Source organism: Streptomyces sp. Sge12 (assembly GCF_002080455.1).
Classification (GTDB): Bacteria; Actinomycetota; Actinomycetes; order Streptomycetales; family Streptomycetaceae; genus Streptomyces.
On the sequence record NZ_CP020555.1, the window covers coordinates 4,977,691 to 5,002,246 of the forward strand.

The window sequence follows — 24,556 nt, forward strand, 5'->3', positions numbered from 1 at the left end:
TCGGAGGTTCACGCTCCATGAAGCTCACCGTCGTCGGCTGTTCGGGGTCGTTCCCCTCTGCGGAATCGGCCTGTTCGAGCTACCTCGTCGAGGCCGACGGTTTCCGGCTGCTCCTCGACATGGGCAACGGCGCCCTCGGCGAGCTCCAGCGCCACATCGGTCTCTACGACCTCGACGCGATCTTCCTGAGCCACCTGCACGCCGACCACTGCATCGACATGTGCGCCTACTTCGTGGCCCGCTACTACCGGCACGAAGGCGGCCGCTGCGGCACCATCCCCGTCTACGGGCCCGAGGGCACCGAGCGTCGTCTGACCACCGCCTACGACGACGTCCCCGACGAGCGCTCGATGAGCGAGGTCTTCGACTTCCGCACGCTGAAGCCGGGGACCTTCGAGATCGGCCCGCTCCAGGTCCGTACCGAGCGGGTCTCGCACCCGGTCGAGGCGTACGGCATCCGCATCGAGCACGACGGACGCTCGCTCACGTACTCCGGGGACACCGGCACCTGCCCCGAGCTGGGCCTGCTCGCCGAGGGCACCGACCTCTTCCTGTGCGAGTCCTCCTTCACGCACGGCAAGGAGGACATCCCCGGCCTGCACCTGAACGGCCGCGAGGCGGGCGAGTACGCGGCGGGCGGCGGCGTCGGCAGGCTCGTCCTGACCCACATCCCGCCGTGGACGGACCCGCAGCAGAACCTCGCCGACGCCCGCGCGGTCTACGGCGGCCGGGTCGACCTGGCGCACGCGGGCGCGGTCTACGAGGTCTGAGGCGTCCGGCCCTGCGGAACACGCGGAAGCCCCCGCCCTTCCTTCCGGGAGAGCGGGGGCTTCTTCGGTTCTGCGGGGCTGCTTACTTGGCCTCGGCCTTCACCAGCTCGGCGAGCTCCTCGTCGGACTCGCGGCCCGGGGTGGGCAGGTTGAACTTGACGATCGCGAAGCGGAACACGACGTAGTAGACCGCGGCGAAGCAGAGGCCGACGAGCGCCAGCATCCACGGCTTCTCCGCGATGCCCAGGTTCAGCAGGAAGTCGACGAGACCGGCCGAGAAGCCGAAACCGTCGCGCATGCCCAGGGCCCAGGTGAGGGCCATGGAGACACCGGTCAGCACCGCGTGGATCGCGTACAGCACCGGGGCGATGAACATGAAGGTGAACTCGATCGGCTCGGTCACACCGGTGACGAAGGAGGTCAGCGCGAGGGAGAACATCATGCCGCCGACGACCTTGCGGCGCTCGGGGCGGGCGCAGTGGACGATCGCGAGGCAGGCCGCCGGGAGGGCGAACATCATGATCGGGAAGAAGCCGGTCATGAACTGTCCGGCGGTCGGGTCACCGGCGAGGAAGCGGCCGATGTCACCGTGCACGGCGCCGTTCGCGGTGTCGAAGGAGCCGGCCTGGAACCACGGGAAGGAGTTCAGCAGGTGGTGCATGCCGATCGGGATGAGCGCACGGTTGGCGATACCGAAGATGCCCGCACCGACAGCGCCGGAACCGGTCAGCCACTCACCGAAGTTGTGCAGACCCGTACCGAGGACCGGCCAGATGAGACCGAAGACGACACCGGTGACCAGACCCGCGAGGGCGGAGAGGATCGGGACGAGGCGACGGCCGCCGAAGAAGCCCGCCCAGTCCGGCAGCTTGGTCCGGTAGAACTTCTGGTAGAGCAGGGCGGTGATGATGCCCATCACGACACCGCCGAGCACCCCCGCGTTGACCGGAGCGTCCACGTTGACGATCTTCCCGCCGACGACCTTGGCGACCTTGGGCAGGTTGCTGTCGGTGAAGGTGGCCAGGACCTTCTGGAAGACCAGGTAACCGGTGACGGCGGCGAGAGCCGTGGAGCCGTCCGACTTCTTGGCGAAGCCGATGGCGATGCCGACGGCGAACAGCAGCGCCATGTTGTCGAGGATCGCGCCACCGCCGGCCGCCATGTAACCGGCGATCTTCAGGACGAAGGTCGGGAAGACGTCCTTGTCGCCGAGCATGTCGTCCGCGCCCAGGCGGAGCAGGAGCGCGCCGGCAGGCAGCACGGCAACGGGGAGCATGAGGCTCCGGCCGATGCGCTGCATGACGGCCATCACGCCAGCGCCCTTCTTCTTTTCCGCCGAGGGGGCGGTAGCCGTGGACACAACTTCCTCCAGTGGGCAAGGCGACGCCAGAGGGAAACGGGGGACGGCGACGTCTCAGATACGGGGATACGCGGGCTCGGACAGGCCCGCGTGGTCTACACCAATCGTGGTGTAGACCAGTTGTAACACGGTGAGGGTTAGATAAGGAACCTTCGTTTTCCTGTGGCCTGGATCACATACCCCGACGTATGCCGAAGGGCCCCCGGATCGTGATCCGAGGGCCCTTGACGGACCGCCTCAACCCCCTGCCGGGGAGGGGGGAATCAGGCCTTGGTCGTCTCCGACTCCATCGCCGCGATCTCCTCGTCCGACTCCCGGCCGGGCGTCGCGAGATTGAACTTCGTGATCGCGAAACGGAACACCGCGTAGTAGACGACCGCGAAGCACAGCCCGATCGGAATGATCAGCCAGGGCTTCGTCGCCAGGCTCCAGTTGATGACGTAGTCGATCAGGCCCGCCGAGAAGCTGAAGCCGTCGTGGACGCCCAGCCCCCAGGTCACCGCCATCGAGACGCCCGTCAGGAGCGCGTGCACCGCGTACAGGGCCGGCGCCACGAAGAGGAACGAGTACTCCAGCGGCTCCGTGATCCCGGTGACGAACGAGGTCAGGGCCACCGACAGCATCAGGCCGCCCACCTCCTTGCGCCGCTGCGGCTTCGCGCAGTGGGTGATCGCCAGCGCCGCCGCAGGCAGGGCGAACATCATGATGGGGAAGAAGCCGGACAGGAACAGGCCCGCGTTCGGGTCGCCGTGCAGGAACATGTTGATGTCGCCGTGGTACGTCTTCCCGTCCGCCGCCGTGTACGACCCGAACTGGAACCAGATCGGCACGTTCAGGAACTGGTGCAGGCCGATCACCAGCAGCGCACGGTTCGCGACGCCGAAGATGCCACCACCCCAGGCGCCCAGCCCGCGCAGCCAGTCGGAGAAGCTCTCCAGCGCGTCCCCGACCGGCGGCCAGACCCACAGGCAGAGCGCGGCGAAGGCGATCGCGACGAAGGACATGATGATCGGGACCAGCCGCCGGCCGTTGAAGAAGCCGAGCCAGTCCACCAGCTTCACCCGGTGGTACCGCTGCCAGAACCAGGCTGCCAGCAGGCCCATGATGATGCCGCCGAAGACCCCGGGGTTCTGGTACGTGTACGCCGCGAAGGTGTCGTTCGGGCCCAGACAGCCGCCCCCGATGTCCTTGGTCCCCGGCGGACACGCCTTCTGGAACGCGTGCAGCACCCCCCGGTAGACGAGGAAGCCCGCCGTGGCCGCGAGGGCGGTCGAACCATCGGCCTTCTTCGCCATGCCGATGGCGACGCCGATGCAGAAGAGGAGGGGAAGGCCGAGATCGGGGTCGAGCAGCGCCCCGCCCGCACCCGCCATCACCTTGGCGACGTCGGTCCACTGCAGGCCGTCCGCACCGAAGACGTCCGGCTGACCCAGCCGCAGCAGGATGCCCGCCGCAGGCAGTACGGCGATGGGGAGCTGAAGGCTCCGCCCCATCTTCTGCAGCCCCTGGTACAGGTTGTTCTGCCACGACGGGCGTGGAGCTGCTCCGGCCTTGCTCGCGCTCATAGGCGTCCTCCCTGACCGGCCCGTTTTGGCTGCCGCAACACTTACGGCACACTGGTGTAGACCAGTTGTGGGTAGGTTGCCGCTGATCGCCATCATTCGGCAGGGACCGGACACGCGCTCGCGTAGATGGGCCAACCGTGCGTTACCGTGACAATGCGGGCCGTGCGGGTGGGTATCCATGTTCCGGCCGCTGAGACCCGTTCTTCGCATCACTCAGGGAGAAACACATGGCCACCAAGGCTGAGAAGATCGTCGCCGGGCTCGGCGGCATCGACAACATCGAAGAGGTCGAGGGCTGCATCACCCGCCTGCGCACCGAGGTCAAGGACCCCGCCCTCGTCGACGAGGCCGCGCTCAAGGCCGCCGGCGCCCACGGCGTCGTCAAGATGGGCACCGCGATCCAGGTCGTCATCGGCACCGACGCCGACCCGATCGCCGCCGACATCGAAGACATGATGTGACACGAACCCCCTAGGGGCCGCCACCCGGCCCCCACCAGACCCCGTCCTGCAACCACCCGGACGGGGTCTTCGCGTTCACCGGCACCGACTAGGCTCGGAGCCATGTCTCGCATCGACGGCCGTACGCCCGAACAGCTCCGCCCGGTCACCATCGAACGCGGATGGAGCAAGCACGCCGAGGGCTCCGTCCTCATCTCCTTCGGAGACACCAAGGTCTTCTGCACCGCCTCCTTCACCGAAGGCGTCCCGCGCTGGCGCAAGGGCAGCGGCGAAGGCTGGGTCACCTCCGAGTACTCGATGCTGCCGCGCTCCACCAACACCCGCGGCGACCGCGAATCCGTCCGCGGCAAGATCGGCGGCCGCACCCACGAGATCTCCCGCCTGATCGGCCGCTCCCTGCGCGCCGTCATCGACTACAAGGCCCTCGGCGAGAACACCATCGTCCTGGACTGCGACGTCCTCCAGGCCGACGGCGGCACCCGCACCGCCGCCATCACCGGCGCCTACGTCGCCCTCGCCGACGCCGTCGCCTGGGGCCAGAAGAAGAAGCTCATCAAGGCCGGCCGCAAGCCGCTCACCGGCACCGTCGCCGCCGTCAGCGTCGGCATCGTCGACGGCGTCCCGCTCCTCGACCTCTGCTACGAGGAGGACGTGCGCGCCGAGACCGACATGAACGTCGTCTGCACCGGCGACGGCCGCTTCGTCGAGGTCCAGGGCACCGCCGAGGGCGAGCCCTTCGACCGCAAGGAACTCAACGCCCTCCTCGACCTCGCCGCCGGTGGCTGCGCGGACCTGGAAGCCATCCAGCTGGGCGCGCTCGAACTGTAGGGCAACCGCCGGGCCCCGCCCGGCGTCCAGGAAGATACGGGCGCACGGTGTCACAGCCGTGCGCCCGTCCTCGTAGCCGTCCGTCCAAGCCCGCATCGTCAACTCCTCAGGGGGAGAACCGCATGAAGCTCCGCATAGCCGCCGTGGCCGTGGCAGCCGTACTGACCGTCCCGGCCCTGACGTCCTGCGACGCGATCTCCACCGCGATGGACTGCGCGAACACGGCCGTGGCCATCACCGACGGCGCCAACGACCTCCAGCAGGCCGTCTCCCAGGCGGGCAACAGCCCCCAGGACGCCCAGAACGCGCTCGACCAGATCGAGTCGAACCTCAAGAAGATCGGCGACCAGACGGACAACGCCGACCTCGGCAAGGCGATCGACTCGATGAACACGGCCGTCAAGAACGTCCGCACCTCGATCGAGAGCGGCAACACCGCCCCGAACATCCAGCCGGTCGCGGACGCGGCCAGCGAGCTCTCCAAGGTCTGCACCCCGGGCTGATCCGGCCCCCGGGATAATGGGGGCATGACCTCGACGCCCAGCCGCCTCATCCTGGCCACCCGCAACGCGGGCAAAGTCTCCGAACTCCGCGCGATCCTGTCCGACGCCGGCCTGCCGCACGAGCTGGTCGGCGCGGACGCGTACCCGGAGATCCCGGACGTCAAGGAGACCGGCGTCACCTTCGCCGAGAACGCCCTCCTCAAGGCCCACGCCCTGGCCCGCGCCACCGGCCTGCCGGCGGTCGCCGACGACTCCGGCCTCTGCGTGGACGTCCTGCACGGCGCCCCCGGCATCTTCTCGGCCCGCTGGGCCGGCACCCACGGCGACGACAAGGCCAACCTGGACCTGCTGCTGGCCCAGCTCGGGGACATCGCCGACGAGAACCGCGGGGCCCACTTCGCGTGCGCGGCGGCGCTGGCCCTGCCGGACGGCACCGAACGCGTCGTCGAAGGCCGCCTCCTCGGCACCCTCCGCCACACCCCGTCCGGCACGGGCGGCTTCGGCTACGACCCGATCCTCCAGCCGCAGGGCGAGACCCGCACGTGCGCGGAGCTGACGGCGGCGGAGAAGAACGCCATCTCCCACCGCGGCCAGGCCTTCCGCGCCCTGGTCCCCTTCGTCCGCGCCCTCCTGGGCTGAGCCCCGCACGACGACGCCGAAGACCCCGTACGCGTGGTGCGTACGGGGCCTTCGGTGTGGACGTGCGGTTGGGGGGACTCGAACCCCCACGGGTTTTACCCCACTTGGACCTAAACCAAGCGTGACTGCCAATTCCACCACAACCGCGACATGTAGCCTAATTCGGATATTCGGTCCGTCTGGGCTGTGCTCAGTCTACGGGCAGGGTCCCAGCATTGGCGCGACGGTTTCGGCACCACGTGTCGGTCAGTGAGTGGCAGTTGGGGCACAGGTGTCGGAGGTTCTCGCGGTGGTTGTCGCGCCAGTCCCCGTTGATGTGATCGATCTGAAGGGTGATCGGTCGCCCGAGCCACTCCCCGGTGTTGCCGCAGCCTTCGCAGGCGTAGGGAACACCGATCTCCTGTAGTGCCCGGTGCAGACGGGGGCGATGAACGCGTGACGCCCCCTCGGGAAGCCTGGTCAGGACGGTGTCGGCGGGATCCTTTCGCCGGGGTGCTGCCTGAGTGGTTGCCCAGGCCCGCCGCTTGAAGTGGCTGACATCGAGTCCGAGCCGAGCGACCAGGCGCCGAACGCGCCGGTGGTTCACGTCGTCGACGTGCAGGCCGAGGGCGCGCATGAGGTCCGCGTAGCTCAGCGCTGCCGGAACTGCTGCGCGCAGCGCGTCCTCGGGGATGCGGATCCGTGTGTTCCGGAAATGGGTGGTGTCTATTCCGTGCACCTTCAGCATCCTTCCGAGGGTGGCACGGGAGCGACTGTCGTCCGGCACCCCCAGGGCGCGAGCCGTGCCGCGCACGCTGTCCGCGGAGGCTGCGGCACCGGCAAGCTCCTCCCTGGTGAACGGGAGCTCGACGCCGCTCCGTTGCATGCCGCAGAAATGGCTGATGTCCACACCGGCGGCGGCTATGCGGCGGACGATGTGAGACAGAGTGCCTGTGGCGGGGGGTGCGCCGAGCTTCACCGCAACCTCACGCAGGGTGGTGGACGTCGCTGCCGCCGCGGCAATGACCTCATCGGGGTACTTGCGCCACGGGCTCCTTTTCGCGAAGTGGCTGGTGTCGATTCCGTAGGCGGTGACCTTCTCCTGCAGCATGCGGCGTCGCCCTCCGCTCTCCTTGAAGCCGAGGCGCCGCATCAGGTCGGCCCAGCCCCTCGATGCGGCGACCGCTGCGGTCAGGGTGTCGCGGTCGTGCGGTTCTCCCATGGTGTGGCCCTTCCGTGACGTCCGGCCGCCTGTGCGGCTCTCGTATGGAGTAACGGGCCGATAGTCGGACGGTTACGGCTGGTTTCGTCCGATAAGCGGAGCGGCCCGCACCGGGGGTGCGGGCCGCTTGTGGAAGGGAGGGCGGGGGGTCAGAGGCCCAGGTCTTTGATGATCTTGGCAACGTGGCCCGTCGCCTTGACGTTGTAGAAGGCGTGCTCGACCTTGCCCTCCTCGTCGACGACCACCGTGGAGCGGATGACCCCGGTGACCGTCTTGCCGTACAGCTTCTTCTCGCCGTACGCGCCGTACGCCGTCAGCGTCTCCTTCTCCGGGTCGCTGACCAGGGTGACCTTCAGGTCCTCCTTCTCGCGGAACTTCGCCAGCTTCTCCGGCTTGTCCGGGGACACGCCGATGACGTCGTAGCCGTGTCCCGTCAGGAAGGACAAGTTGTCCGTGAAGTCGCAGGCCTGCTTCGTGCAGCCCGGCGTCAGCGCGGACGGGTAGAAGTAGACGATCACCTTGCGGCCCTTGTGGTCGGCGAGCGAGACCTCGTTGCCGTCCGCGTCGGGCAGGGTGAAGGCGGGGGCGGTGTCGCCCGGCTGGAGCCGCTCGCTCATCGTTGACACTCTCCTCGGGAGGGGATCGGTATGCCATGAGACTAAGCTGACAGACTGTTCATGGCGGACTACGCCCCACAGGACCACGACGACGGAGGCAGCGCGGTGTCGGAAGCCAGGACCCCCGCACAGATCGAGGCGGACATCGTCCGCCGCCGCGAGCAGCTCGCCGAGACGCTCGACGAGATCGGCGTGCGCATGCACCCGAAGACGATCATCGGGGACGCGAAGGCGCGGGTCGCCTCGACCGTCGACAACACCGCCGGGCGGGCCTTCGCCACGGTGAACCGGGTCGTGACCGACCTGAAGGACGGCCTGCGTCATGAGGACGGGGCTCCGCGCGTCGACCGGATCGTGCCCGTGGCCCTGGTCGCGGTGGGCCTGGTCGGGCTGCTCGTGGTGTCGGCGCGCCGCAGGCGCGGATGACCCTGAGCGGTACGGGGCCGGTACGGACAGGTAGGTTCGGGGCGTGAGCGAGAACACCACCCACGACAAGCTGCCCATCCGCATGCTGCACGACCGCGTGCTCGTGAAGTCCGATCTGCCGGAGGGCGAGCGCCGCTCGGGCGGCGGCATCCTGATTCCCGCGACGGCCGCGGTGGGCAAGCGGCTGGCCTGGGCCGAGGTGGTCGCGGTCGGGCAGAACGTACGGACCGTCGAGCCCGGGGACCGCGTGCTGTACGACCCCGAGGACCGTGCCGAGGTCGAGGTGCGGGGTGCGACGTACGTGCTGATGCGCGAGCGGGACCTGCACGCGGTGGCCGCGGAGCGGCTGGAGGGGTCGGAGGACTCCACCGGGTTGTACCTGTAGGACCTTGTGAGAGGGCTGGTGGCGCAGGTCACCGGCCCTTTTCGTTGCCTTTTGCTACGGTGGAGGGGAACCCGACGAGACGCGCCGTACCGGGTACGACAAGACGACGCACCCCGTATCGCTCGATGTCTCGGAGGTGCCGTCATGGCATGGGTTCTTCTTCTCGTCGCCGGTCTGCTCGAGGTCGGCTGGTCGATCGGCATGAAGTTCACCGACGGTTTCACCCGGCTGTGGCCCAGTGTGTTCACGGGCGCCGGGATCGTCGCGAGCATGGTGCTGCTGTCCTATGCGGCGAAGACCCTGCCGATCGGCACGGCGTACGGGGTGTGGGTGGGTATCGGCGCCGCCGGTGCGGCCGTGCTCGGTATGGCGGTGCTGGGTGAGCCCGTCACCGCCGCCCGGATCTTCTTCATCTGTCTGCTGCTGGTCGCCGTGGTGGGGCTGAAGGCGACCTCCGGTCACTGATTCCGACCAAAACGGTCGCTCTATTCGAGGAACGCCGACGGCGGTCGCAGGCCCTCCGCCGGGTCGCCGTCGATTCCTTGCGTGGCTCCCTGGGCGCTGCCCTGGGTGCCCTGGGTGGTGCCTCCCTGGTCGCCGCCCTGGGTGGTGCCGCCGCTGTCCCGGCCGCCGTCGCCCTGGCCGCCGTCGCCCTGGCCGCCGTTCGTCCGGCCGCCGTTGTCCTGGCCGCCCTGGTTCTGGCCGCCGTTGTTCTGTCCGCCCTGGTTGCGGCCGCCCGTCCCGTTCGAGGGGGTGGGGCGGGTGGGGCGTTCGGGGGTGCTGGGCGAGGGTTCGCCGGGGGTCTCCTGCGGCGGTTCGGTCTCGGGGCCGGTCGAGGGCGGGGGCTGTGCGGCGCCGGGCTGGAGTTCCAGGTCGAAGTCGACGGGGTCGGTGCCCTCCAGGGCGGTCTTCGTGTACGCGGCCCAGATGCGGGCGGGGTATCCGCCGCCGCCGATGCGGGACTCGCCGAGGGCGCCGTAGAGGGATTGCAGGGTTCCGGTGTCCGGGTCCTGGCCCATCATCGCGACCACGGTGACCAGCTCGGGGGTGTAGGCGGCGAACCAGGCCGAGCGGTCCAGTTCGCCGGTGCCGGTTTTGCCCGCGGCCGGGTGGCCGGCGGCGAGGGCGGCCGTACCGGTGCCGTTGTCGACGACGCTGACCAGCATGGACGTGGTGGTGTCGGCGGCCTCGCGGCTGATGGCCTGGGTGGGGGTGCGTGGGGGCAGGCCGATCGTGTCGCCGCCCTTGGTGATCTTTTCGAGGAAGGTGTAGGGGGTGCGGCGGCCGTGGTCGGCGAGGGTGGCGTAGGCCTGGGCCATGTCCACGACGCCGGCCTGGAGGGTGCCGAGTGCCATGGCGGGGCCGGGTACGAAGTTGGGGGTGTTCTCGGGGATGCCGAGGCCGATGGCGGTCTGCTTGACCTTGCCGGTGCCGACGTCGACGGCCATCTGTGCGTACACGGCGTTGACGGAGAGGTCGGTGGCGGTGTTGACGGTGATGTTGCCGTACGAGACCTGGCCCTCGTTCTCGGGGGCGAAGCGGATCCGGCCGCCGGTGACGGGGCGCTTGTTGTCGCCGTTGTAGATCGTGTTCGGGGTGATCCGGCGGCCGTCCTGGGTGCGGGAGCCGTTCTCGACGGCGGCGGCGAAGACGAACGGCTTGAAGGTGGAGGCGACCTGGTAGTCGTGGCGGGTCGCGTTGTTGACGTACTGCTTGGTGTAGTCGATCCCGCCGTACATGGCGACGACCTTGCCGGTGGCCGGGTCGATGGAGGCGCCGCCGGCCCGGACCAGCCGGTCGGCCTTGCGTGTTTCGGGTTCGAGTTTGCTGACCATCTGTTCGTCGACGGCGTCGACGAAGGCGGTCTGGCGGCGTTTGTCGATGGTGGAGGTGATGCGGTAGCCGCCCTCGGCGAGGGTTTTGTCGTCGAGGATCTTGTTGTCGACGATGTAGTCCTTGATGGCTTCGACGAGGTAGCCGCGCTGGCCGGACAGTCCGGCGGCCGCGCGGACCTTGCCCGGTTCGGGGAAGGCGGTCGTCGTGCGTTCGGCGGCGGGCAGCCACTGCTTCTTGACCATGCCGTCGAGCACGTAGTTCCAGCGGGCGAGGGCGCGCGGGCGGCTCTGGGGGTGGGAGACGACGTCGAAGGCGCTGGGGGAGTTGAGGAGGGTGGCGAGGTAGGCGCCCTCGGCGGTGGTGAGCTTGTTGACGTCCTTGCCGTAGTAGGCCTGGGCGGCGGCCTGGATGCCGTAGGCGTTGCGGCCGAAGTAGCTGGTGTTCAGGTAGCCCTCGAGGATGTAGTTCTTCGACTTCTCGCGGCCGAGTTTGATCGCGATGAAGAACTCCTTGACCTTGCGTTTGATCGTCTGTTCCTGGCCCAAGTAGTAGTTCTTGACGTACTGCTGGGTGATCGTCGAACCGGACTGGGTGCCCTTGCCGGTCGCGGTGTTCCAGGCGGCGCGGAGCATCGCCTTGGGGTCGACCGCCCGTTCGGAGTAGAAGTCCCGGTCCTCGGCGGCCAGTACGGCTTCCTGCACGGTCCGCGGGATCTGTGAGAGGGGCACGTTGACGCGGTTGACCTCGCCGTCGCGCGCGATCAGGGAGCCGTCGGAGTAGAGGTACACGTTGGACTGCGCGGTGGCGGCGGCGTTGGCGGGCGGGATGTCGACCAGCAGGTAGCCGGCCACGAGGGCGCCGCCGATCAGCAGGGCGAGGAGCAGGAGACCGCCCAGGACCATGCGCCAGGTGGGGACGGCGCGGCGCCAGCCGGTCCTCGGGCGCCGGGGCTTTCTGCCCCGGCCGGGCGGCTTCGGCGCCTGCTGCCGGTCCTGCTCGTGCGCCCGCGGGTGCGGGAGGTCGTGGGGTGCGCCGGGCGGGGTGTCGGGGTCGCGAGGGGTCCAGCCCGGGGGTGGTGACTGGTCGCTCATCTCCAGGACTCCTCGACGCCGTTCGAAATATCCACTTCTGTACCTCATGGTGTCTACCCGATGGCCGCTGATTCCGCTCCGGACGGGCATAAATCGGTCGCGTGGCTCGCCCCTCCGCACTAAGCTCGCGCGCTTTGGCCGACGTAGGAACGACGTGGGAAACGGAGGGATACGGTGCGCCGGAGAGTGCGTCTCTACCTGGCGGTCGCGGCAGGCGGATTCAGGCGGTACGCCACCTACGGGACGGCGACAGCGGCCGGGGTGTTCACCAACACCGTGTTCGGGTTCATCGTCGCGTACACGTACATCGCGCTGTGGGACGAGCGCCCCGGACTCGGCGGATACGACCAGGCGCAGGCGCTGACCTTCGTCTGGGTGAGCCAATCGCTGCTGGCCGCCGGTGCGCTGATCGGCGGCGGGTTCCAGGAGGAGCTCCAGGAGCGGATCCGGACGGGCGACATCGCGGTCGACCTGTACCGGCCCGCGGACCTCCAGATGTGGTGGCTCGCGGCCGATCTGGGCCGGGCGGGCTTCCAGTTGCTGGGGCGCGGGGTGGTGCCGCTGGTGGCGGGGGCGCTGGCGTTCCCGCTGGCGCTGCCCGTCGATCCGCTGCGCTGGCTGCTGTTCCTGGTGTCCGTCCTGCTCGCCCTGGTGGTGAGCTTCGCGCTGCGCTACATGGTGGGGCTGGTGGCCTTCTGGCTGATGGACGGTGCGGGCGTCAACATCATGGCCACCGTCACCTCCATCTTCTTCTCCGGGATGCTGCTGCCGCTGACCGTCTTCCCTGGCGGGTTCGGCGAGTTCGTCCGGGCCCTGCCGTGGTCGGCGATGCTCCAGGTTCCGTTGGACGTCCTGCTGGGCAAGCACGCGGGGGCCGGGGGCGCGGCCGAGGCGCTGGGGTTCCAGGCCGGGTGGGCGCTCGTACTGCTGGGCACGGGGCGGCTGTTGCAGTCGGCCGCGACACGGAAGGTGGTGGTCCAGGGTGGCTGAGGCGGAGGTGGCGGCGACGCGGGAGCCGGCCGTGGGGGAGGCGGCGGGCGGGGCCGTGGGCGGGGTCGTGGGGGTCCGCCCGGCGCCGGTGCGGCACGATTCCCGGCGCGGCGGCCCGGTCCGCGAAGGGCTGCGCGGCTACCGGCTGATCGTCGGCATGTGGATCCGGTCCACGATGACCTACCGGACGTCCTTCGTCCTGACGACCGTCGGACACGCGGCGATCACCCTGCTGGACTTCGTCGCGATCTACATCATGTTCTCCCACGTGGAGGCCCTCGGCGGTTTCACGCTGCCCGAGATCGCCCTGCTGTACGGCTCCTGCTCGGCCTCCCTGGGCCTGGCGGACATGCTGCTGGGCAACACCGACCGGATCGGCGCCCGGATCCGCGACGGCTCGCTCGACACGATGCTGGTGCGTCCGGTCCCCGTCCTCGCACAGGTCGCGGCGGACCGGTTCGCGCTGCGCCGGCTGGGCCGCATCGGGCAGGGGCTCGGCGTGATGGGCTGGGCGGTCTGGACGCTGGACGTGGACTGGACGGCCGGGAAGGTGCTGCTGGTCCCCGGGATGGTCCTCGCCGGGGCGGCGATCTTCGCGGCGGTGATGGTCACCGGCGCGGCCTTCCAGTTCGTGACCGGCGACGCGGCGGAGGTGCAGAACTCCTTCACCTACGGCGGCTGCACGATGCTCCAGTACCCGCCGACGATCTTCGCGAAGGACCTGCTGCGCGGGGTGACCTTCGTCGTCCCGCTGGCCTTCGTCAACTGGCTGCCCGCACTGCACGTGTTGGGGCGGCCCGATCCGCTGGGGCTGCCCGGCTGGGTGGCGTACCTGAGCCCGCTGGTGGCCTTCGTGGTGTTCCTGCCCGCGTCGCTGGCGTGGCGCGCGGGAGTCCGTTCGTACCGAAGCACGGGGAGCTAGAGCTGTGGCGGATGCGCTGATCTCGCTGGACGGGGTCGAGAAGGTCTTTGACGTACGGCGCCGGGTGAGCCTGATGCGCCGGGAGAAACACCGCGTCAGGGCGGTGGACGGGATCAGTTTCGAGGTCGCCCGCGGGGAGATGGTCGGCTACATCGGGCCGAACGGCGCCGGGAAGTCGACCACGATCAAGATGCTGACCGGCATCCTGACCCCGAGCGGCGGCCGGCTGCGGGTCGCGGGCATCGACCCGGCGCGCGAGCGGATGCGGCTCGCGCACCGGATCGGGGTGGTGTTCGGGCAGCGCACCACCCTGTGGTGGGACCTGCCGCTGAAGGACTCGTACGGGCTGATGCGGCGGCTGTACCGGGTGCCGCGGGCCCGGTTCGAGGAGAACCTGGAGCGCTGCGTGGACCGGCTGGACCTGGCCGAGCTGCTGGACGTACCGGTACGGCAGTTGTCGCTCGGGCAGCGCATGCGCGGGGACATCGCGGCGGCGCTGCTGCACGATCCGGAGGTGCTGTACCTGGACGAGCCGACGATCGGGCTGGACGTGGTGAGCAAGGCGAAGGTACGGGGCTTCCTGCGGCAGCTGAACGAGGAACTCGGCACGACGGTGCTGCTCACGACGCACGACCTCCAGGACATCGAGCAGCTGTGCGAGCGGGTGATGGTGATCGACCACGGGCGGCTGATGTACGACGGGCCGCTGGGCGGGCTGCACGCGGCGGGGTCGGCGGGGGAGAGCGAGCGCACCCTGGTGGTCGATCTGGAACGGGAGCTGGCGCCGATCAGCGTGCCGGGCGCGCGGGTGGTGAAGGTGGAGGGGCCGCGGCAGTGGCTGGCCTTCCCGGCGGGGGCGTCGGCGGCGCCGCTGGTGGCCGCGGTGGCGGCGGACTACCCGCTGGTCGACCTGTCGGTGCGGGAGCCGGACATCGAGGACGTGATCGCGAGGATGTACGCGGGCCGGGGGTGATGCCGGGGCGGGCCCGGGGCGTTCTCGGGAAAAGGTGGGGGAAAGGTGGGGTCGATCCCGGGACGATCTCAGGGGCCGGGCCATACAACTCCCCGACAACCCTGCATAGTCTGGTCCGTATGAGTGACGAGCGGCCGGAGAAGCCGTTGCCGGAGCTGAGGGCGTCGGATGCCGACCGGGACCGGGTGGTGGAGCGTCTGCGGGACGCCGTCGCCGAGGGCCGGCTCGACATGGAGGAATTCGAGGAGCGGCTGGAGGCGGCGTACAAGTCCCGGACGTACGCGGAACTGGAACCACTGACGCGGGACCTGCCGGCCCCGGCGGGCGGTCCCGTGGGCCACCGGTCGGAGGCCGCCGCGGAACCCTGGAGGGGCCGGATCGGCGGGCCGGGCAGCTCGTCGGCGGCGGTGGCGGTCATGTCGGGCTTCCAGCGCAAGGGCCGGTGGACGGTGCCGGCGCGGTTCGACGCGGTGGCGTTCTGGGGCGGCGGCGAGCTGGACCTGCGCGAGGCGGACTTCGCGCAGCGCGAGGTGGTGATCAACTGCGTCGCGATCATGGGCGGCATCGAGATCACGGTCCCGCCGGGGGTGGAGCTGGACGTCCGCGGCTTCGGCTTCATGGGCGCGTTCGACCAGCGGGACAACCCGGGCCCGTTCGAACCGGGCGCTCCGCGGGTGGTCGTGACGGGCTTCGCCTTCTGGGGCGGCGTGGAGGTCAAGGTCAAGAAGCGCAAACGCCCCTTGGACGGCCGGTCCCTCCACAAGGACCTGTAGCCCTGCCGCGCCGTTGCCCGGGCCTCCGCCGCGCCGTTGCTCGGGGCTCCGCCCCGGACCCCGCGCCTCAAACGCCGGTGGGGCTTGATGTGGCGGGGTCGTGGGGTGGGTCGGTGCCCCGCACGAGGGTCTCCTCGGCTCGGCGCGCGCGGCGGCGTCGTGGCCGTGCGGCGGGGGTCGCGCCTCGTCCTGCGGGGACCCTCCTGCGTGTCCCCGCCCCACGCCCGGCTTCGGCTGTACGCGGGACCCGATTGGGGGGTAGGGCTTTCCCGGGGGTGTGTCGGCGGAGGGGAGTGGGGACGGGGCGGGGTGTCCCCGCAGGACGAGGCGCGACCACCGGGTACGGCCGAGACATGCCCGCGCGCGCCGAGCCGAGGAGACACCCCGCCCCGGCCCCACGCACCGACCCAGGCCGACCACCCCGCACCACTCAGCAACGCCGCTCACGAAGGCACGGGCCCGCACCACTCAGCCTCGCCGGCGATTGAGACGCGGGTCCGGGCAGCGCCCGGCACACCGCCGCGAGCCGCACACCGCCGAGCCGCCCGCAGGGCAACGGCGCCGAGCCGGACACCGCCGGGGCGCCCGGACTGCTGCCCCCGCGGGAGCGGACTGGCGTGGCGGGAACTCCGCGTCCCTCCCGGGAGTCGGATGCTATGCAGACAAAACCGGCGCCCCCGGGGGAAGGCAGGAGCACGTGGAGAACCGCAGCACCACCGGAGGTAGCGGCACCACCGGAGGTAACCGCAGTACCACCGGAGGTACCGGCGTCGCGCCACCCACCCGCGGCGCGTTCGTCTTCAGCGCCGCCGATGAGGAGCGCCGTCGCGGGGTCCGGCGGATGAAGGCCACCGCGACCGGCCTGCTGGTCCTGGTCGCGCTGGTCTACGTACTGGCCAAGTACGCCCAGCACGCCTGGGGTGCCGGCGGCTGGGCCGGTTACGTCGCGGCCGCCGCGGAGGCCGGCATGGTCGGCGCGCTCGCGGACTGGTTCGCCGTCACCGCCCTCTTCCGGCGTCCGCTGGGCCTGCCGATCCCGCACACCGCGATCATTCCGACCAAGAAGGACCAGCTGGGTGTGTCCCTGGGCGAGTTCGTCGGGGAGAACTTCCTCTCGTCCGACGTGGTCCGGGCCCGCCTGCACGCCCTCGGTATCGGCGGCCGTCTCGGTTCCTGGCTGGCCGAGCCCGAGCATGCCGACCGGGTCACCGCCGAGCTGGCCGCGGCGCTCCGGGGCGCGCTGACCGTGCTGCGCGATTCCGATGTGCAGGCTGTCGTCGGCGAGGCCATTACGCGGCGGGCCGAGACCGCCGAGATCGCGCCGGGCATCGGCAAGACGCTGGAGCGGGTCGTCGAGGACGGCGGTCACCGCCGTGCCGTCGACCTCATTTGCGCCAAGGCCCATGACTGGCTGGTCACGCACGGGGCGTCGATCACGGACGCGGTCCAGGGCGGCGCCCCGGGCTGGACCCCGCGGTTCGTGGACCGCAAGGTGGGCGAGCGCGTCTACAAGGAGCTGCTCCGGTTCGTCACGGAGATGCGGGACATGCCGGAGCATCCGGCGCGCGGGGCGGTGGACCGGTTCCTGACGGATTTCGCGGCCGACCTCCAGTCGGACACGGAGACCCGTGCGAGGGTGGAGCGGCTGAAGTCCGAGATCCTGGCCCGTGACGAGGTCCAGGACGTCATCGCGTCCGCCTGGTCGGCCATCCGCTCGATGATCATTTCGGCGGCGGAGGACGAGCAGAGCGAGCTGCGGCTGCGGGTCCGTGCCTCGCTGATCTCGCTGGGTGCGCGACTGGCCACCGACGGCCGGCTCCAGGCGAAGGTGGAGGGCTGGATCGAGGGCGCGGTCGTGTATGTCGTGACCACGTACCGGACCGAGATCACCTCGCTGATCACGGACACGGTGGCGGGCTGGGACGCCGAGCACACCTCCCGCAAGATCGAGGCCCATATCGGCCGTGACCTGCAGTTCATCCGTATCAACGGCACGGTGGTCGGCGCCCTGGCCGGCCTGATGATCTATTCGGTGTCGCGTGCCTTCGGGGCGTAGGGCGGCGGGAGCGGCAGTTCCAGCTGGGCGTGGCCGCGGGCGGTGACCGTCGGGGGCGCGGGGCGGGCGGCGCCCAGGGCGAGGAGGGCGCGCAGGGCGGCGATCACGTCCGCCGGTCTGTCGCGGAGGATCCCCGGCGTCGTACTGGCCACCAGGACGCCCCGGGACTCCAGGCGCAGCCGCCGGTGCAGGGTGGCCTGCCAGGCGTCGCGCGTGTAGTGGTATTCGGCGGAGTCGATCTCCAGGGCCACGCCCTCCTCGGGCCAGTAGGCGTCCGGGCTGGCGAGGAAGGTCCCGTCCGGGTCGTGGAGGCGGGCGTTCCAGAGCGGGGCCGGGAGGTCGGTGGCGGCGAGGGTGTCGCGTGCGCGGCCCTCGGCGATCGAGCGGACCCCGGCGACGAGTTCCGCGGCCGCGACCCGGACGGCGGGGCGGCCGCGGATCCGGGCCGCGCGGAGTTCGGCGTGCAGGTCGTGGGGGTGGCACCAGCCGCCCTGGACGACGTTGGCCAGTACGGAGCGCACCAGGTCGGGATCGTCCGTCCGGGCCGCGAAGTCCGCGGCGGCCCGGACGGGGCGGCTGCTGGGGACGCCGCGGATGTGGATGGTGGCGGGCCAGCGCGAGGTCGGGCAGGGCCGGACCCGGCCTGCGGCGGCCGGCGAACGAGGGGCGCGTACGAGGACGTCCAGCGGCTCGGGCGGGGCGTCGCGGATGCCGAGGAGCGCGAGGGCGGCGCCGCCCGTGAGTGCGGCGGTGGATCCGGAGAGCGGATCGGCCGCGGGGTGGGCGGCGTACAGGACGGCGGACAGTGCCTGCTGCCGGGTGTCCGGCGGGCCGGTCTGCAGCAGGTACACCCGTGGCAGGAGCCGCTGCCAGGGCCCTCCGCGGCGGCTGCGGCCGCTGATGGTGCCGGCCGGGATGCCGGCCTGCTTGAGCTGGTGGTAGGTGGCGAGGTTCAGCTGGCGCTGGGCGACGCGGGCGAGGGAGGCGCTACAGGCGATCATGCCCGGGGTATGCCCGGTGGGGTGCGCGCGATGCTCAGGCCGAGGGGTGGTTCGGGGCGAGGAAGACGACGACGCCGTTCTCCGTTCCGGGCAGCGGGGTGATTTCGTGCCAGCCGAGGCGCCGGTAGGTGGCGACGGTGTCGGTGGCGACCCGGGCGGTGAGCAGCCAGGCCCGGGCGTCGGGGGCGTCGGCGGTGATCTCGGCGAGCAGGGCGCGGCCGGTGCCGTGTCCGCGTGCGTGGGGGCGTACGGCGAGTTCGTCGATCTCCAGGGCGCCGATGAGCAGTTCCCGTACGCGCTGCCGGCCGAGCTGGGCCGCGACCTGCCCGTACGCGCGGTCGCGGGGGAAGGTTTTAGGGGTCAGCCAGGCGGTGGCGAAGCCGTCGATGCCGGCGGGTGACTGGGCGAAGGCGGTACGGAATCCGGCGCGGCGGCTGTCGGCCTGGAGCCGGAGGGAGAACTGGCGAATGGTTTCTTCGTCCTCGTTCCACGGTGGTGCGGAGAAGACCTCGCTGTAGGTGTCGGCCAGTTCGTCCGACAGGTCCAGCACGGCCGGTCCGTAACAGATCACGTTTGCAGCTCCTTGGGCCGGCTTGGGCGTCTTCGGTCGTATCGCCCGTGTAGGAGAGTGAATCTACGCCGGGGAGGTTCCACGGAGGGCACGTGGGCGGATCCGGAGGGTGTGCGACAAATCCGACGTCCGTCCCCGGTCCGGGCCGCCCGTATCGCCGTCCCCCGGTGCGGCGTTGAACCCGTGTGCGTACTTCTCTCCTGCGCCGGGCCCTGGCCGGGCTCACCGCGTGCGCGGTGGCGTTCTTCATCATCCTGGGCGTCATGGCGGTGCTGCCCCGAGCCGTCCAGGACACGCTGCCGCCGGGCGTACTCGGCGGCGCGGTCGTGGTCCTCGGGGTGATGGCCGCCCGCCGCTTCACGCGGCGCGCGCGTTAGCCTCGTACCGACGTCACGTTCGAACGACCGGAGGCCCCACGATGGCGCAGATCCCCACCTCGGCAATAGCGGCGGCCGGCCTCGTCGGCGGCTACGCCACGGCCCGCTGGACCGGCCGGCGCCCGCTCGGTGGCGTGATCCTCGCGGCCGCCGGCACGCTCGCGGGCCGCGAATGGCACCGCCGCACGTCCCCGACGACCACGGCGCTCCTCGGCACGGCCTACGTCGCCGCGTTCGCGGGATCGCACCCCCTGGCGAAGCGCATCGGAGCCTGGCCGGCGGTCTTCACGGCAGCCGCCGCAATGGCCGCGGCCACGTACGCGGCCGCCGACCGCCGGAGCTAGGCCGTCTCTTCCGGATCTTGTCGGGCCCGGCCCGCCCGGCACGGCACCTCGCCGCGTTGTCGGGGCGCCCGAGTACGTCCAGTACACGGGCGCCCCTCCGCCTTGCGATGTACCGCACCGGACGACCCGGGCTGATCCGACAAGATCCGAAAGAGACGGCCTAGCCCCGCTGCGCGCCGGCGCGCGTCAGTGTGATCGTGCGGGCCACTGCCTCCGGTGTTTCGTGTTCCCAGAACCGCAGGACCGTCCACCCCGTCGTCTCCAGGTGGGCGGTCGTCTCGCGGTCGCGGGACATGTTCTTCTCCAGCTTGGCCCGCCACCATTCGGCGTTCGCCTTCGGCCGCGTCGCGTGCTCGGGGCAGCCGTGCCAGAAGCAGCCGTCGAGGAAGACGGCGATCCGCGCGCGGGTGAAGGCGATGTCGATGGTGCGGCGGCGTATGCCGGGAACCGGGAGGTTCACGCGGTAGCGCAGGCCGGACGCGTGCAGGAGACGGCGCACGGCCAACTCCTGTGTCGTGTCGCGCGAGGCCTGTCGACTCATACGCGCCGAGACACCGGGGGAGGAGGGGACGGCACCGGTCATGCACGCATGATGTCAGCCCCTCCCCCGTCCACCGTCGACCCGTACTCAGCCGGTGCTGTGGCACTCCGAGTACGGCTTGCCGGAGGTGCACCAGCAGGGGGCCGTGGGGGTCGGGGGCCACGGGGTGGCCTTGCCGCGGGCGGCCAGGGTCGTGGCGTATTCGGCCAGGAGGGACGGGGAGGCCGGGGAGGTCTTCTCCGACGCGGCGAAGGCCTCGTAGGACGGGACGCTCGCCGTGACGATGCCGAGGTTCGTGGTGCCCGAGGCGGCCAGGGCGCGCAGGGACGTCTCGATGTCCCTCAGGTGCGCCTCGTGCGAGGGGTACTCGGAGGCGAGGGTCGGGTAGCTGGTCAGCAGCTCGGACAGTTCGCGCTGCGGCCAGTGGAGGATCGCCACCGGGAAGGGGCGCGAGAGCGCGGCGCGGCGGTCGCCCAGTTCGGCGCGCAGGCGGGCGATCTCGGCGCGCAGCTCGGTGGGGTCGTCGGAGCCCAGGGCCCAGATGCGCTTCGGGTCGTGGAGCTCGTCGAGGGGGATCGGGCCGATGTGGCGGGTGTCCGCGACCATGTCCCAGTCGTCGTGCGGGCGTCCGAGGAGCCGGCGTACGCGGTGGCGGCCGGTGAGGAGGGCGGTGGTGGCCGGGGTCAGCGGGTCGTCCTCCGTGATGAGGAGGGTGGCCGCCTCGGTGAAGCAGTCGTGCGAGGCCTCCAACTCGTCGTGGGCCTCCAGGGCTTCCGCGATGACCTCCCACGGCGCCGGGTCCTTCGGCGAGGCGGCCCGGATGCCCGAGATGAGGGCGCGGGCCTCGGCCTCGTGGCCGTACTCCCAGAGGTTCGCCGCCTGCAGGGCCTTGACCAGGTGGGGGTCGGACGGGGAGGAGGAGAGGAGTTGGTCGTACAGGGCACTCGCCCGGTCGCGTGCGTCGGCCAGTTCGAGGTGGGCCGCGGCCTGGAGGAGCAAGGGCTCCTGGTCCTCGGGGTAGCGGGTCGCCGTGCGGATGAGGCGCTCGGCTTCGGCGATGTGCTCGGCAGGCGTGTCGGGGCGCATGGTTCACACCGTACTGCCCTGGTCAGTTGACGGGGGAGGTCTTAAGGTGCCGCCCGTGCGAGATCGCGTACCTGTGGTGGTGCAGGGGGGCGGCCGGCGGGGGCGCCGGGCCGGTCTCGCCGGTGTGCTGTGGGCGTCCGCCGAGCTGATCGTCACCATGGGCGTGGTGGTCCTGTTACTGGTGGTGCACCAGGTGTGGTGGACCAACCGGCAGGCGATGGCCGCCGCGCACGAGCAGGTGCAGGCCCTGGAACGGTCCTGGGATTCCTGGGATGGCGCCGGCCCCGACCCCGGGCCCCCGCCGCAGGCTCCCGCCGGGGGCGGTCCCGGGCCGGGGGTCCCGTCGCAGGCTCCCGCCGGGCGCGGTCCGGAACCCGCCGCGACGGGCGCGGCGGCCGGGCCCGCGCAGCGGGGCGGCCGGGAGGGCGGGGACGGCAGGCAGGACCGGGCGTACGCCGTCCTGCGCATCCCGCGCCTCGGCCTCGTCGTCCCCGTCGCGCAGGGGGTCGACAAGCGGGCCGTCCTGGACAAGGGCTACGCCGGGCAGTACCCGGGGACCGCGGGGCCCGGGGAGCGGGGGAACTACGCCCTCGCCGGGCACCGCAACACCCACGGGGAGCCCTTCCGCCACATCGACCGGCTGAGGGCGGGCGACGAGCTGATCGTCGACCTGCGGGGGCGCCGGTACACGTATGTGGTCGGGAAGACCCTGAGCCAGACGACCGAGCGGGACACCGGGGTGATCGCGCCCGTGCCGCGGAGCGTGGTGAAGCCGGACCACGGCTACAGCGAGCCGGGCGCCTACATCACGCTCACCACCTGCACGCCCGAGTACAGCTCGAAGTACCGGCTCGTGGTCTGGGGGACCCTCAGGGCGGCCCGGTAGTCCGGCCCCGGTGGGTTGTCGGTGGGCCCGGCTACTATCGGTCTCGTACGGGAGTTCGTGCGCGGGAGTGGAGAGGAGGAGGTCCGTATGGCTCGGCAGCAACCACAGCATCGGGGCGGCGGCCGCCTGCTGTCCTTCGCGCTGTTCGCCCGGACCTCTCGGGTCCTTGCCGTGCTGCTCCCGCTCGTGCTGCTCGGGGGTCTCCTCGGGCTGTTCGCCGGGGAGGGCGGGCTCGGCGCCGTGGTGGTCGCCTTCGCGGCCACCGTCTCCGTGGGCACCGCGGCCCTGGCCGCCGCCGCGCGGCTCGTGCGGCCCGTGCCGCCGCACCGAATACGCACCGCGATCCGTGATCGCGAGCAGCGCACGGCGTTCCTGCCGCAGCGCGATCCCGATGCCTCGGGCCGGTCGCGGCCCAGGGCGCCCGGTCGTCCCGTCCCGACGGCCGCGTAGGGGCGCGCAGTACATCCCGCCTTCTGCTGACTGATCACTGTTGTCGCCCCTCGCGGGTCGTCACGCCGAAATGCATCTCTTTCGACGTTCGACGAGACCCTTCGGAGGGCCCGCGTGTCCGTTTTCACCCACCTTGTTGCTGAGCTGGGCCGGCTTCTCGAGCCGGTGCTGGCGCAGTCCGCGACCGCTGCCGCGATCGTGCTGTTCACCGTGCTCGTACGGCTCGCCCTGCACCCGCTGAGCCGTGCCGCGTTCCGCGGGGCGACCCCGGTGGCGGGGTGCCTGCCGGTGCTGCTCCAGCTGCCGGTGTTCTTCGTCATGTACCACGCGTTCTCCTCCGCCGAGGTGGGCGGGAAGGCCAACGAGTTGCTCGGGCACCGGCTCTTCGCCGCGCCGCTGGGTTCCCGGTGGACGGAGGCGCTGGGCGAGGGCGGTCTGTTCGGGGCGCAGGGGCTGGTGTTCCTCGGCCTGTTCGCGGCGATCGCGGTGGTGGCCGCGTGGAGCGCGGTGCGTGGGCGCCGGGCGGCCTCCGCGGCCGCGGAGGCTGCCGCCACCGCCGCTGCCGCGGCCCCGAAGAAGGCCGCTGCCGCCAAGAAAGCCGGGGCCCCGAAGAGGGCCGGGGCGGGTGCCGGCGCCGGGGCGGGGGTCATGGCCGAAGTAAGCGCCGAGCAGCAGGAGGTCATGCGCAAGCTGGGCGGCGTACTGCCCCTGCTCTCCTTCGGGACGCTGATCACGGCCGCCGTGGTGCCCCTGGCCGCCGGGCTCTACCTGGTGACCACCACCGCGTGGTCGGTGGCGGAGCGGGCCTGGCTCCAGTACCGCAAGGATCGGGCGCAGGAGCGTGCGGAGCAGGCGGCGGAGCACTCCGTGGACGGAGGCGTGCGTTCCAGTCTGTGAACAGGGTCTTGCGGATTGGGTGGCCATCTTGGAGGATCGACCAAATCCTCCGATGGCCGCAACCCATCGGCCGGCCCTGGGCACGCCCATGGGCCGACCACCCACGACCACGGGAGAATGCCCATGAAGCTGCTGCGTGTCGGACCCGTCGGGTCGGAACGCCCCGCGCTGCTCGACCAGGACGGCACCCTCCGTGACCTGTCCGGCCTGATCACGGATGTGGACGGCGCCCTGCTCGCCGACGACGCCGTGCTGACCCGGGTGCGGGACGCGGCCGAATCCGGCGGGCTTCCGGTGCTGGGCGCCGAGGGCCTGCGGATCGGTGCGCCGGTCGGCCGCATCGGCAAGGTCGTGGGCATCGGCCTGAACTACTTCGGGCACGCGGCCGAGATCGGGGCGGAGCCGCCGGCCGAGCCGATCCTGTTCCTGAAGGCCGCGGACACCGTGGTCGGCCCCGACGACACCGTGCTGATCCCGCGCGGCAGCGTGAAGACCGACTGGGAGGCCGAGCTCGGCGTCGTCATCGGCAGCACCGCGCGCTACCTGGACTCCGCGGAGCAGGGGCTCGGGCACGTCGCCGGCTACGTCCTGGTCAACGACGTCTCGGAGCGCGAGTTCCAGATCGAGCGCGGCGGCACCTGGGACAAGGGCAAGAACTGCGAGACCTTCACCCCGCTCGGCCCGTGGCTGGTCACGGCCGACGAGGTGGCGGACCCGCAGGACCTGGACGTGAAGCTCTGGGTCAACGGCGAGCTCAAGCAGGACGGCAACACCGCGGACCAGATCTTCCCGGTCGGCGAGGTCGTCCGGTACCTGAGCCACTTCATGACCCTCTACCCGGGCGACGTCATCGTGACCGGTACGCCGGCGGGCGTGGCCATGGGCCAGCCGGAGCCGAAGCCGTACCTGCGCGCCGGTGACGTCGTGGAGGTGGAGATCGAGGGTCTCGGCCGTCAGCGCCAGGAGTTCAAGGGCGCGTAGCGGCGCGCCAACGAACGGAACACGGA

28 protein-coding genes, 1 tRNA gene and 1 riboswitch are annotated in these 24,556 nt (G+C 71.1%); of the genes, 19 read left to right on the forward strand and 10 right to left on the reverse strand.

Going from position 1 to position 24,556, the window contains the following annotated elements:
• The first annotated feature begins 17 nt into the window (after positions 1–17).
• Positions 18–770 carry an MBL fold metallo-hydrolase gene (locus B6R96_RS22245; RefSeq protein ID WP_081523393.1) on the forward strand — a complete coding sequence of 251 codons (753 nt, stop codon included), beginning with the start codon at positions 18–20 and terminating at the stop codon, positions 768–770.
• An 82-nt stretch (positions 771–852) separates the two neighbouring features.
• On the opposite strand, the gene B6R96_RS22250 is transcribed toward B6R96_RS22245, so the two are convergent.
• Positions 853–2,079, reverse strand: a complete 1,227-nt coding sequence (locus B6R96_RS22250; protein ID WP_184791777.1) for a PTS transporter subunit EIIC — start codon at positions 2,077–2,079, stop codon at positions 853–855.
• A 314-nt stretch (positions 2,080–2,393) separates the two neighbouring features.
• The gene (locus tag B6R96_RS22255; protein ID WP_081523395.1) at positions 2,394–3,695 is read right to left on the reverse strand and encodes a PTS transporter subunit EIIC; all 1,302 of its coding nucleotides are present in this window, start codon (positions 3,693–3,695) and stop codon (positions 2,394–2,396) included.
• Positions 3,696–3,922: 227 nt separating this feature from the next.
• On the opposite strand from B6R96_RS22255, the gene B6R96_RS22260 reads away from it, so the two are divergent.
• The 4 genes from B6R96_RS22260 to rdgB all read left to right on the forward strand — a co-directional run bounded on the left by B6R96_RS22260 (position 3,923) and on the right by rdgB (position 6,126).
• Positions 3,923–4,156, forward strand: coding sequence for a glucose PTS transporter subunit EIIB (locus B6R96_RS22260; protein ID WP_030390451.1), 234 nt, complete (start codon positions 3,923–3,925; stop codon positions 4,154–4,156).
• 102 nt (positions 4,157–4,258) lie between these two features.
• Entirely contained in the window at positions 4,259–4,984 is a 726-nt protein-coding gene (gene rph, locus B6R96_RS22265) for a ribonuclease PH (protein ID WP_030390452.1), read from the forward strand.
• Between the two features lie 122 nt (positions 4,985–5,106).
• Positions 5,107–5,487 (forward strand): hypothetical protein, encoded by a 381-nt coding sequence (locus tag B6R96_RS22270; protein WP_030390453.1) that lies wholly within the window; start codon positions 5,107–5,109, stop codon positions 5,485–5,487.
• 24 nt (positions 5,488–5,511) lie between these two features.
• Positions 5,512–6,126 (forward strand): RdgB/HAM1 family non-canonical purine NTP pyrophosphatase, encoded by a 615-nt coding sequence (gene rdgB, locus B6R96_RS22275; protein WP_030390454.1) that lies wholly within the window; start codon positions 5,512–5,514, stop codon positions 6,124–6,126.
• Between the two features lie 63 nt (positions 6,127–6,189).
• Here rdgB and B6R96_RS22280 read toward each other — a convergent pair.
• The 3 genes from B6R96_RS22280 to bcp all read right to left on the reverse strand — a co-directional run bounded on the left by B6R96_RS22280 (position 6,190) and on the right by bcp (position 7,944).
• A tRNA-Leu gene (locus B6R96_RS22280) sits at positions 6,190–6,273 on the reverse strand.
• A gap of 43 nt (positions 6,274–6,316) precedes the next feature.
• Complete coding sequence (locus B6R96_RS22285) at positions 6,317–7,327, reverse strand: HNH endonuclease signature motif containing protein (RefSeq protein WP_203351643.1); 1,011 nt, start codon at positions 7,325–7,327, stop codon at positions 6,317–6,319.
• Positions 7,328–7,476: 149 nt separating this feature from the next.
• Positions 7,477–7,944, reverse strand: a complete 468-nt coding sequence (bcp, locus tag B6R96_RS22290) for a thioredoxin-dependent thiol peroxidase (RefSeq protein WP_030009033.1) — start codon at positions 7,942–7,944, stop codon at positions 7,477–7,479.
• A 105-nt stretch (positions 7,945–8,049) separates the two neighbouring features.
• On the opposite strand from bcp, the gene B6R96_RS22295 reads away from it, so the two are divergent.
• The 3 genes from B6R96_RS22295 (at position 8,050) to B6R96_RS22305 (ending at position 9,220) form a co-directional block, all read left to right on the forward strand.
• Positions 8,050–8,370, forward strand: a complete 321-nt coding sequence (locus tag B6R96_RS22295; protein ID WP_030390456.1) for a DUF3618 domain-containing protein — start codon at positions 8,050–8,052, stop codon at positions 8,368–8,370.
• 43 nt (positions 8,371–8,413) lie between these two features.
• Complete coding sequence (locus B6R96_RS22300) at positions 8,414–8,755, forward strand: GroES family chaperonin (protein WP_030009035.1); 342 nt, start codon at positions 8,414–8,416, stop codon at positions 8,753–8,755.
• A 42-nt stretch (positions 8,756–8,797) separates the two neighbouring features.
• Positions 8,798–8,868, forward strand: a riboswitch (guanidine-III (ykkC-III) riboswitch).
• A 31-nt stretch (positions 8,869–8,899) separates the two neighbouring features.
• Entirely contained in the window at positions 8,900–9,220 is a 321-nt protein-coding gene (locus tag B6R96_RS22305) for a DMT family transporter (protein ID WP_030009036.1), read from the forward strand.
• Between the two features lie 20 nt (positions 9,221–9,240).
• On the opposite strand, the gene B6R96_RS22310 is transcribed toward B6R96_RS22305, so the two are convergent.
• Positions 9,241–11,682: a transglycosylase domain-containing protein gene (locus B6R96_RS22310; RefSeq protein WP_081523396.1), complete on the reverse strand. Its 2,442-nt coding sequence runs from the start codon at positions 11,680–11,682 to the stop codon at positions 9,241–9,243.
• Positions 11,683–11,868: 186 nt separating this feature from the next.
• On the opposite strand from B6R96_RS22310, the gene B6R96_RS22315 reads away from it, so the two are divergent.
• From B6R96_RS22315 to B6R96_RS22335, 5 genes are all read left to right on the forward strand, one after another.
• Positions 11,869–12,672 carry an ABC transporter permease gene (locus tag B6R96_RS22315; RefSeq protein ID WP_053171774.1) on the forward strand — a complete coding sequence of 268 codons (804 nt, stop codon included), beginning with the start codon at positions 11,869–11,871 and terminating at the stop codon, positions 12,670–12,672.
• 55 nt (positions 12,673–12,727) lie between these two features.
• Positions 12,728–13,594: an ABC transporter permease gene (locus tag B6R96_RS22320; protein ID WP_443070019.1), complete on the forward strand. Its 867-nt coding sequence runs from the start codon at positions 12,728–12,730 to the stop codon at positions 13,592–13,594.
• A 4-nt stretch (positions 13,595–13,598) separates the two neighbouring features.
• Positions 13,599–14,567: an ABC transporter ATP-binding protein gene (locus B6R96_RS22325; protein ID WP_053704976.1), complete on the forward strand. Its 969-nt coding sequence runs from the start codon at positions 13,599–13,601 to the stop codon at positions 14,565–14,567.
• Positions 14,568–14,686: 119 nt separating this feature from the next.
• Positions 14,687–15,340 (forward strand): DUF1707 SHOCT-like domain-containing protein, encoded by a 654-nt coding sequence (locus tag B6R96_RS22330; protein ID WP_081523398.1) that lies wholly within the window; start codon positions 14,687–14,689, stop codon positions 15,338–15,340.
• A 697-nt stretch (positions 15,341–16,037) separates the two neighbouring features.
• On the forward strand, positions 16,038–17,396 hold the full coding sequence (locus B6R96_RS22335; RefSeq protein WP_081523400.1) for a DUF445 domain-containing protein: 1,359 nt from the start codon (positions 16,038–16,040) through the stop codon (positions 17,394–17,396).
• On the opposite strand, the gene B6R96_RS22340 is transcribed toward B6R96_RS22335, so the two are convergent.
• Positions 17,366–18,397, reverse strand: coding sequence for a hypothetical protein (locus tag B6R96_RS22340; protein WP_081523402.1), 1,032 nt, complete (start codon positions 18,395–18,397; stop codon positions 17,366–17,368). The genes B6R96_RS22335 and B6R96_RS22340 overlap by 31 nt on opposite strands.
• A 34-nt stretch (positions 18,398–18,431) precedes the next feature.
• The gene (locus tag B6R96_RS22345) at positions 18,432–18,968 is read right to left on the reverse strand and encodes a GNAT family N-acetyltransferase (RefSeq protein ID WP_037861010.1); all 537 of its coding nucleotides are present in this window, start codon (positions 18,966–18,968) and stop codon (positions 18,432–18,434) included.
• A gap of 185 nt (positions 18,969–19,153) precedes the next feature.
• Between B6R96_RS22345 and B6R96_RS22350 the strand changes: the two genes are divergently transcribed.
• Together B6R96_RS22350 and B6R96_RS22355 are read left to right on the forward strand one after the other, a co-directional pair.
• Positions 19,154–19,345, forward strand: coding sequence for a hypothetical protein (locus tag B6R96_RS22350; protein WP_081523404.1), 192 nt, complete (start codon positions 19,154–19,156; stop codon positions 19,343–19,345).
• A gap of 41 nt (positions 19,346–19,386) precedes the next feature.
• The gene (locus B6R96_RS22355) at positions 19,387–19,689 is read left to right on the forward strand and encodes a hypothetical protein (RefSeq protein WP_081523406.1); all 303 of its coding nucleotides are present in this window, start codon (positions 19,387–19,389) and stop codon (positions 19,687–19,689) included.
• Positions 19,690–19,849: 160 nt separating this feature from the next.
• On the opposite strand, the gene B6R96_RS22360 is transcribed toward B6R96_RS22355, so the two are convergent.
• Together B6R96_RS22360 and B6R96_RS22365 are read right to left on the reverse strand one after the other, a co-directional pair.
• Positions 19,850–20,272, reverse strand: a complete 423-nt coding sequence (locus B6R96_RS22360; protein WP_078626576.1) for a very short patch repair endonuclease — start codon at positions 20,270–20,272, stop codon at positions 19,850–19,852.
• A gap of 45 nt (positions 20,273–20,317) precedes the next feature.
• Entirely contained in the window at positions 20,318–21,316 is a 999-nt protein-coding gene (locus B6R96_RS22365; protein ID WP_030388614.1) for a tetratricopeptide repeat protein, read from the reverse strand.
• 55 nt (positions 21,317–21,371) lie between these two features.
• Between B6R96_RS22365 and B6R96_RS22370 the strand changes: the two genes are divergently transcribed.
• The 4 genes from B6R96_RS22370 (at position 21,372) to B6R96_RS22385 (ending at position 24,530) form a co-directional block, all read left to right on the forward strand.
• Positions 21,372–22,202, forward strand: a complete 831-nt coding sequence (locus B6R96_RS22370; RefSeq protein WP_237291489.1) for a class E sortase — start codon at positions 21,372–21,374, stop codon at positions 22,200–22,202.
• Between the two features lie 87 nt (positions 22,203–22,289).
• Positions 22,290–22,652, forward strand: a complete 363-nt coding sequence (locus B6R96_RS22375; RefSeq protein WP_107475564.1) for a DUF6412 domain-containing protein — start codon at positions 22,290–22,292, stop codon at positions 22,650–22,652.
• Between the two features lie 114 nt (positions 22,653–22,766).
• Positions 22,767–23,549, forward strand: a complete 783-nt coding sequence (locus tag B6R96_RS22380) for a YidC/Oxa1 family membrane protein insertase (RefSeq protein WP_081523409.1) — start codon at positions 22,767–22,769, stop codon at positions 23,547–23,549.
• Positions 23,550–23,672: 123 nt separating this feature from the next.
• On the forward strand, positions 23,673–24,530 hold the full coding sequence (locus B6R96_RS22385; RefSeq protein WP_081523411.1) for a fumarylacetoacetate hydrolase family protein: 858 nt from the start codon (positions 23,673–23,675) through the stop codon (positions 24,528–24,530).
• Positions 24,531–24,556 lie beyond the last annotated feature (26 nt).

What these genes read in the sequence shown, in the direction of transcription:
- B6R96_RS22245 (WP_081523393.1), top strand. Translation starts at nt 18, where the DNA reads ATGAAGCTCACCGTCGTCGGCTGTTCGGGGTCGTTCCCCTCTGCGGAA.
- B6R96_RS22250 (WP_184791777.1), bottom strand. Translation starts at nt 2,079, where the DNA reads ATGGCCGTCATGCAGCGCATCGGCCGGAGCCTCATGCTCCCCGTTGCC.
- B6R96_RS22255 (WP_081523395.1), bottom strand. Translation starts at nt 3,695, where the DNA reads ATGAGCGCGAGCAAGGCCGGAGCAGCTCCACGCCCGTCGTGGCAGAAC.
- B6R96_RS22260 (WP_030390451.1), top strand. Translation starts at nt 3,923, where the DNA reads ATGGCCACCAAGGCTGAGAAGATCGTCGCCGGGCTCGGCGGCATCGAC.
- rph (WP_030390452.1), top strand. Translation starts at nt 4,259, where the DNA reads ATGTCTCGCATCGACGGCCGTACGCCCGAACAGCTCCGCCCGGTCACC.
- B6R96_RS22270 (WP_030390453.1), top strand. Translation starts at nt 5,107, where the DNA reads ATGAAGCTCCGCATAGCCGCCGTGGCCGTGGCAGCCGTACTGACCGTC.
- rdgB (WP_030390454.1), top strand. Translation starts at nt 5,512, where the DNA reads ATGACCTCGACGCCCAGCCGCCTCATCCTGGCCACCCGCAACGCGGGC.
- B6R96_RS22285 (WP_203351643.1), bottom strand. Translation starts at nt 7,327, where the DNA reads ATGGGAGAACCGCACGACCGCGACACCCTGACCGCAGCGGTCGCCGCA.
- bcp (WP_030009033.1), bottom strand. Translation starts at nt 7,944, where the DNA reads ATGAGCGAGCGGCTCCAGCCGGGCGACACCGCCCCCGCCTTCACCCTG.
- B6R96_RS22305 (WP_030009036.1), top strand. Translation starts at nt 8,900, where the DNA reads ATGGCATGGGTTCTTCTTCTCGTCGCCGGTCTGCTCGAGGTCGGCTGG.
- B6R96_RS22310 (WP_081523396.1), bottom strand. Translation starts at nt 11,682, where the DNA reads ATGAGCGACCAGTCACCACCCCCGGGCTGGACCCCTCGCGACCCCGAC.
- B6R96_RS22330 (WP_081523398.1), top strand. Translation starts at nt 14,687, where the DNA reads ATGAGTGACGAGCGGCCGGAGAAGCCGTTGCCGGAGCTGAGGGCGTCG.
- B6R96_RS22340 (WP_081523402.1), bottom strand. Translation starts at nt 18,397, where the DNA reads ATGATCGCCTGTAGCGCCTCCCTCGCCCGCGTCGCCCAGCGCCAGCTG.
- B6R96_RS22355 (WP_081523406.1), top strand. Translation starts at nt 19,387, where the DNA reads ATGGCGCAGATCCCCACCTCGGCAATAGCGGCGGCCGGCCTCGTCGGC.
- B6R96_RS22360 (WP_078626576.1), bottom strand. Translation starts at nt 20,272, where the DNA reads ATGACCGGTGCCGTCCCCTCCTCCCCCGGTGTCTCGGCGCGTATGAGT.
- B6R96_RS22365 (WP_030388614.1), bottom strand. Translation starts at nt 21,316, where the DNA reads ATGCGCCCCGACACGCCTGCCGAGCACATCGCCGAAGCCGAGCGCCTC.
- B6R96_RS22375 (WP_107475564.1), top strand. Translation starts at nt 22,290, where the DNA reads ATGGCTCGGCAGCAACCACAGCATCGGGGCGGCGGCCGCCTGCTGTCC.
- B6R96_RS22385 (WP_081523411.1), top strand. Translation starts at nt 23,673, where the DNA reads ATGAAGCTGCTGCGTGTCGGACCCGTCGGGTCGGAACGCCCCGCGCTG.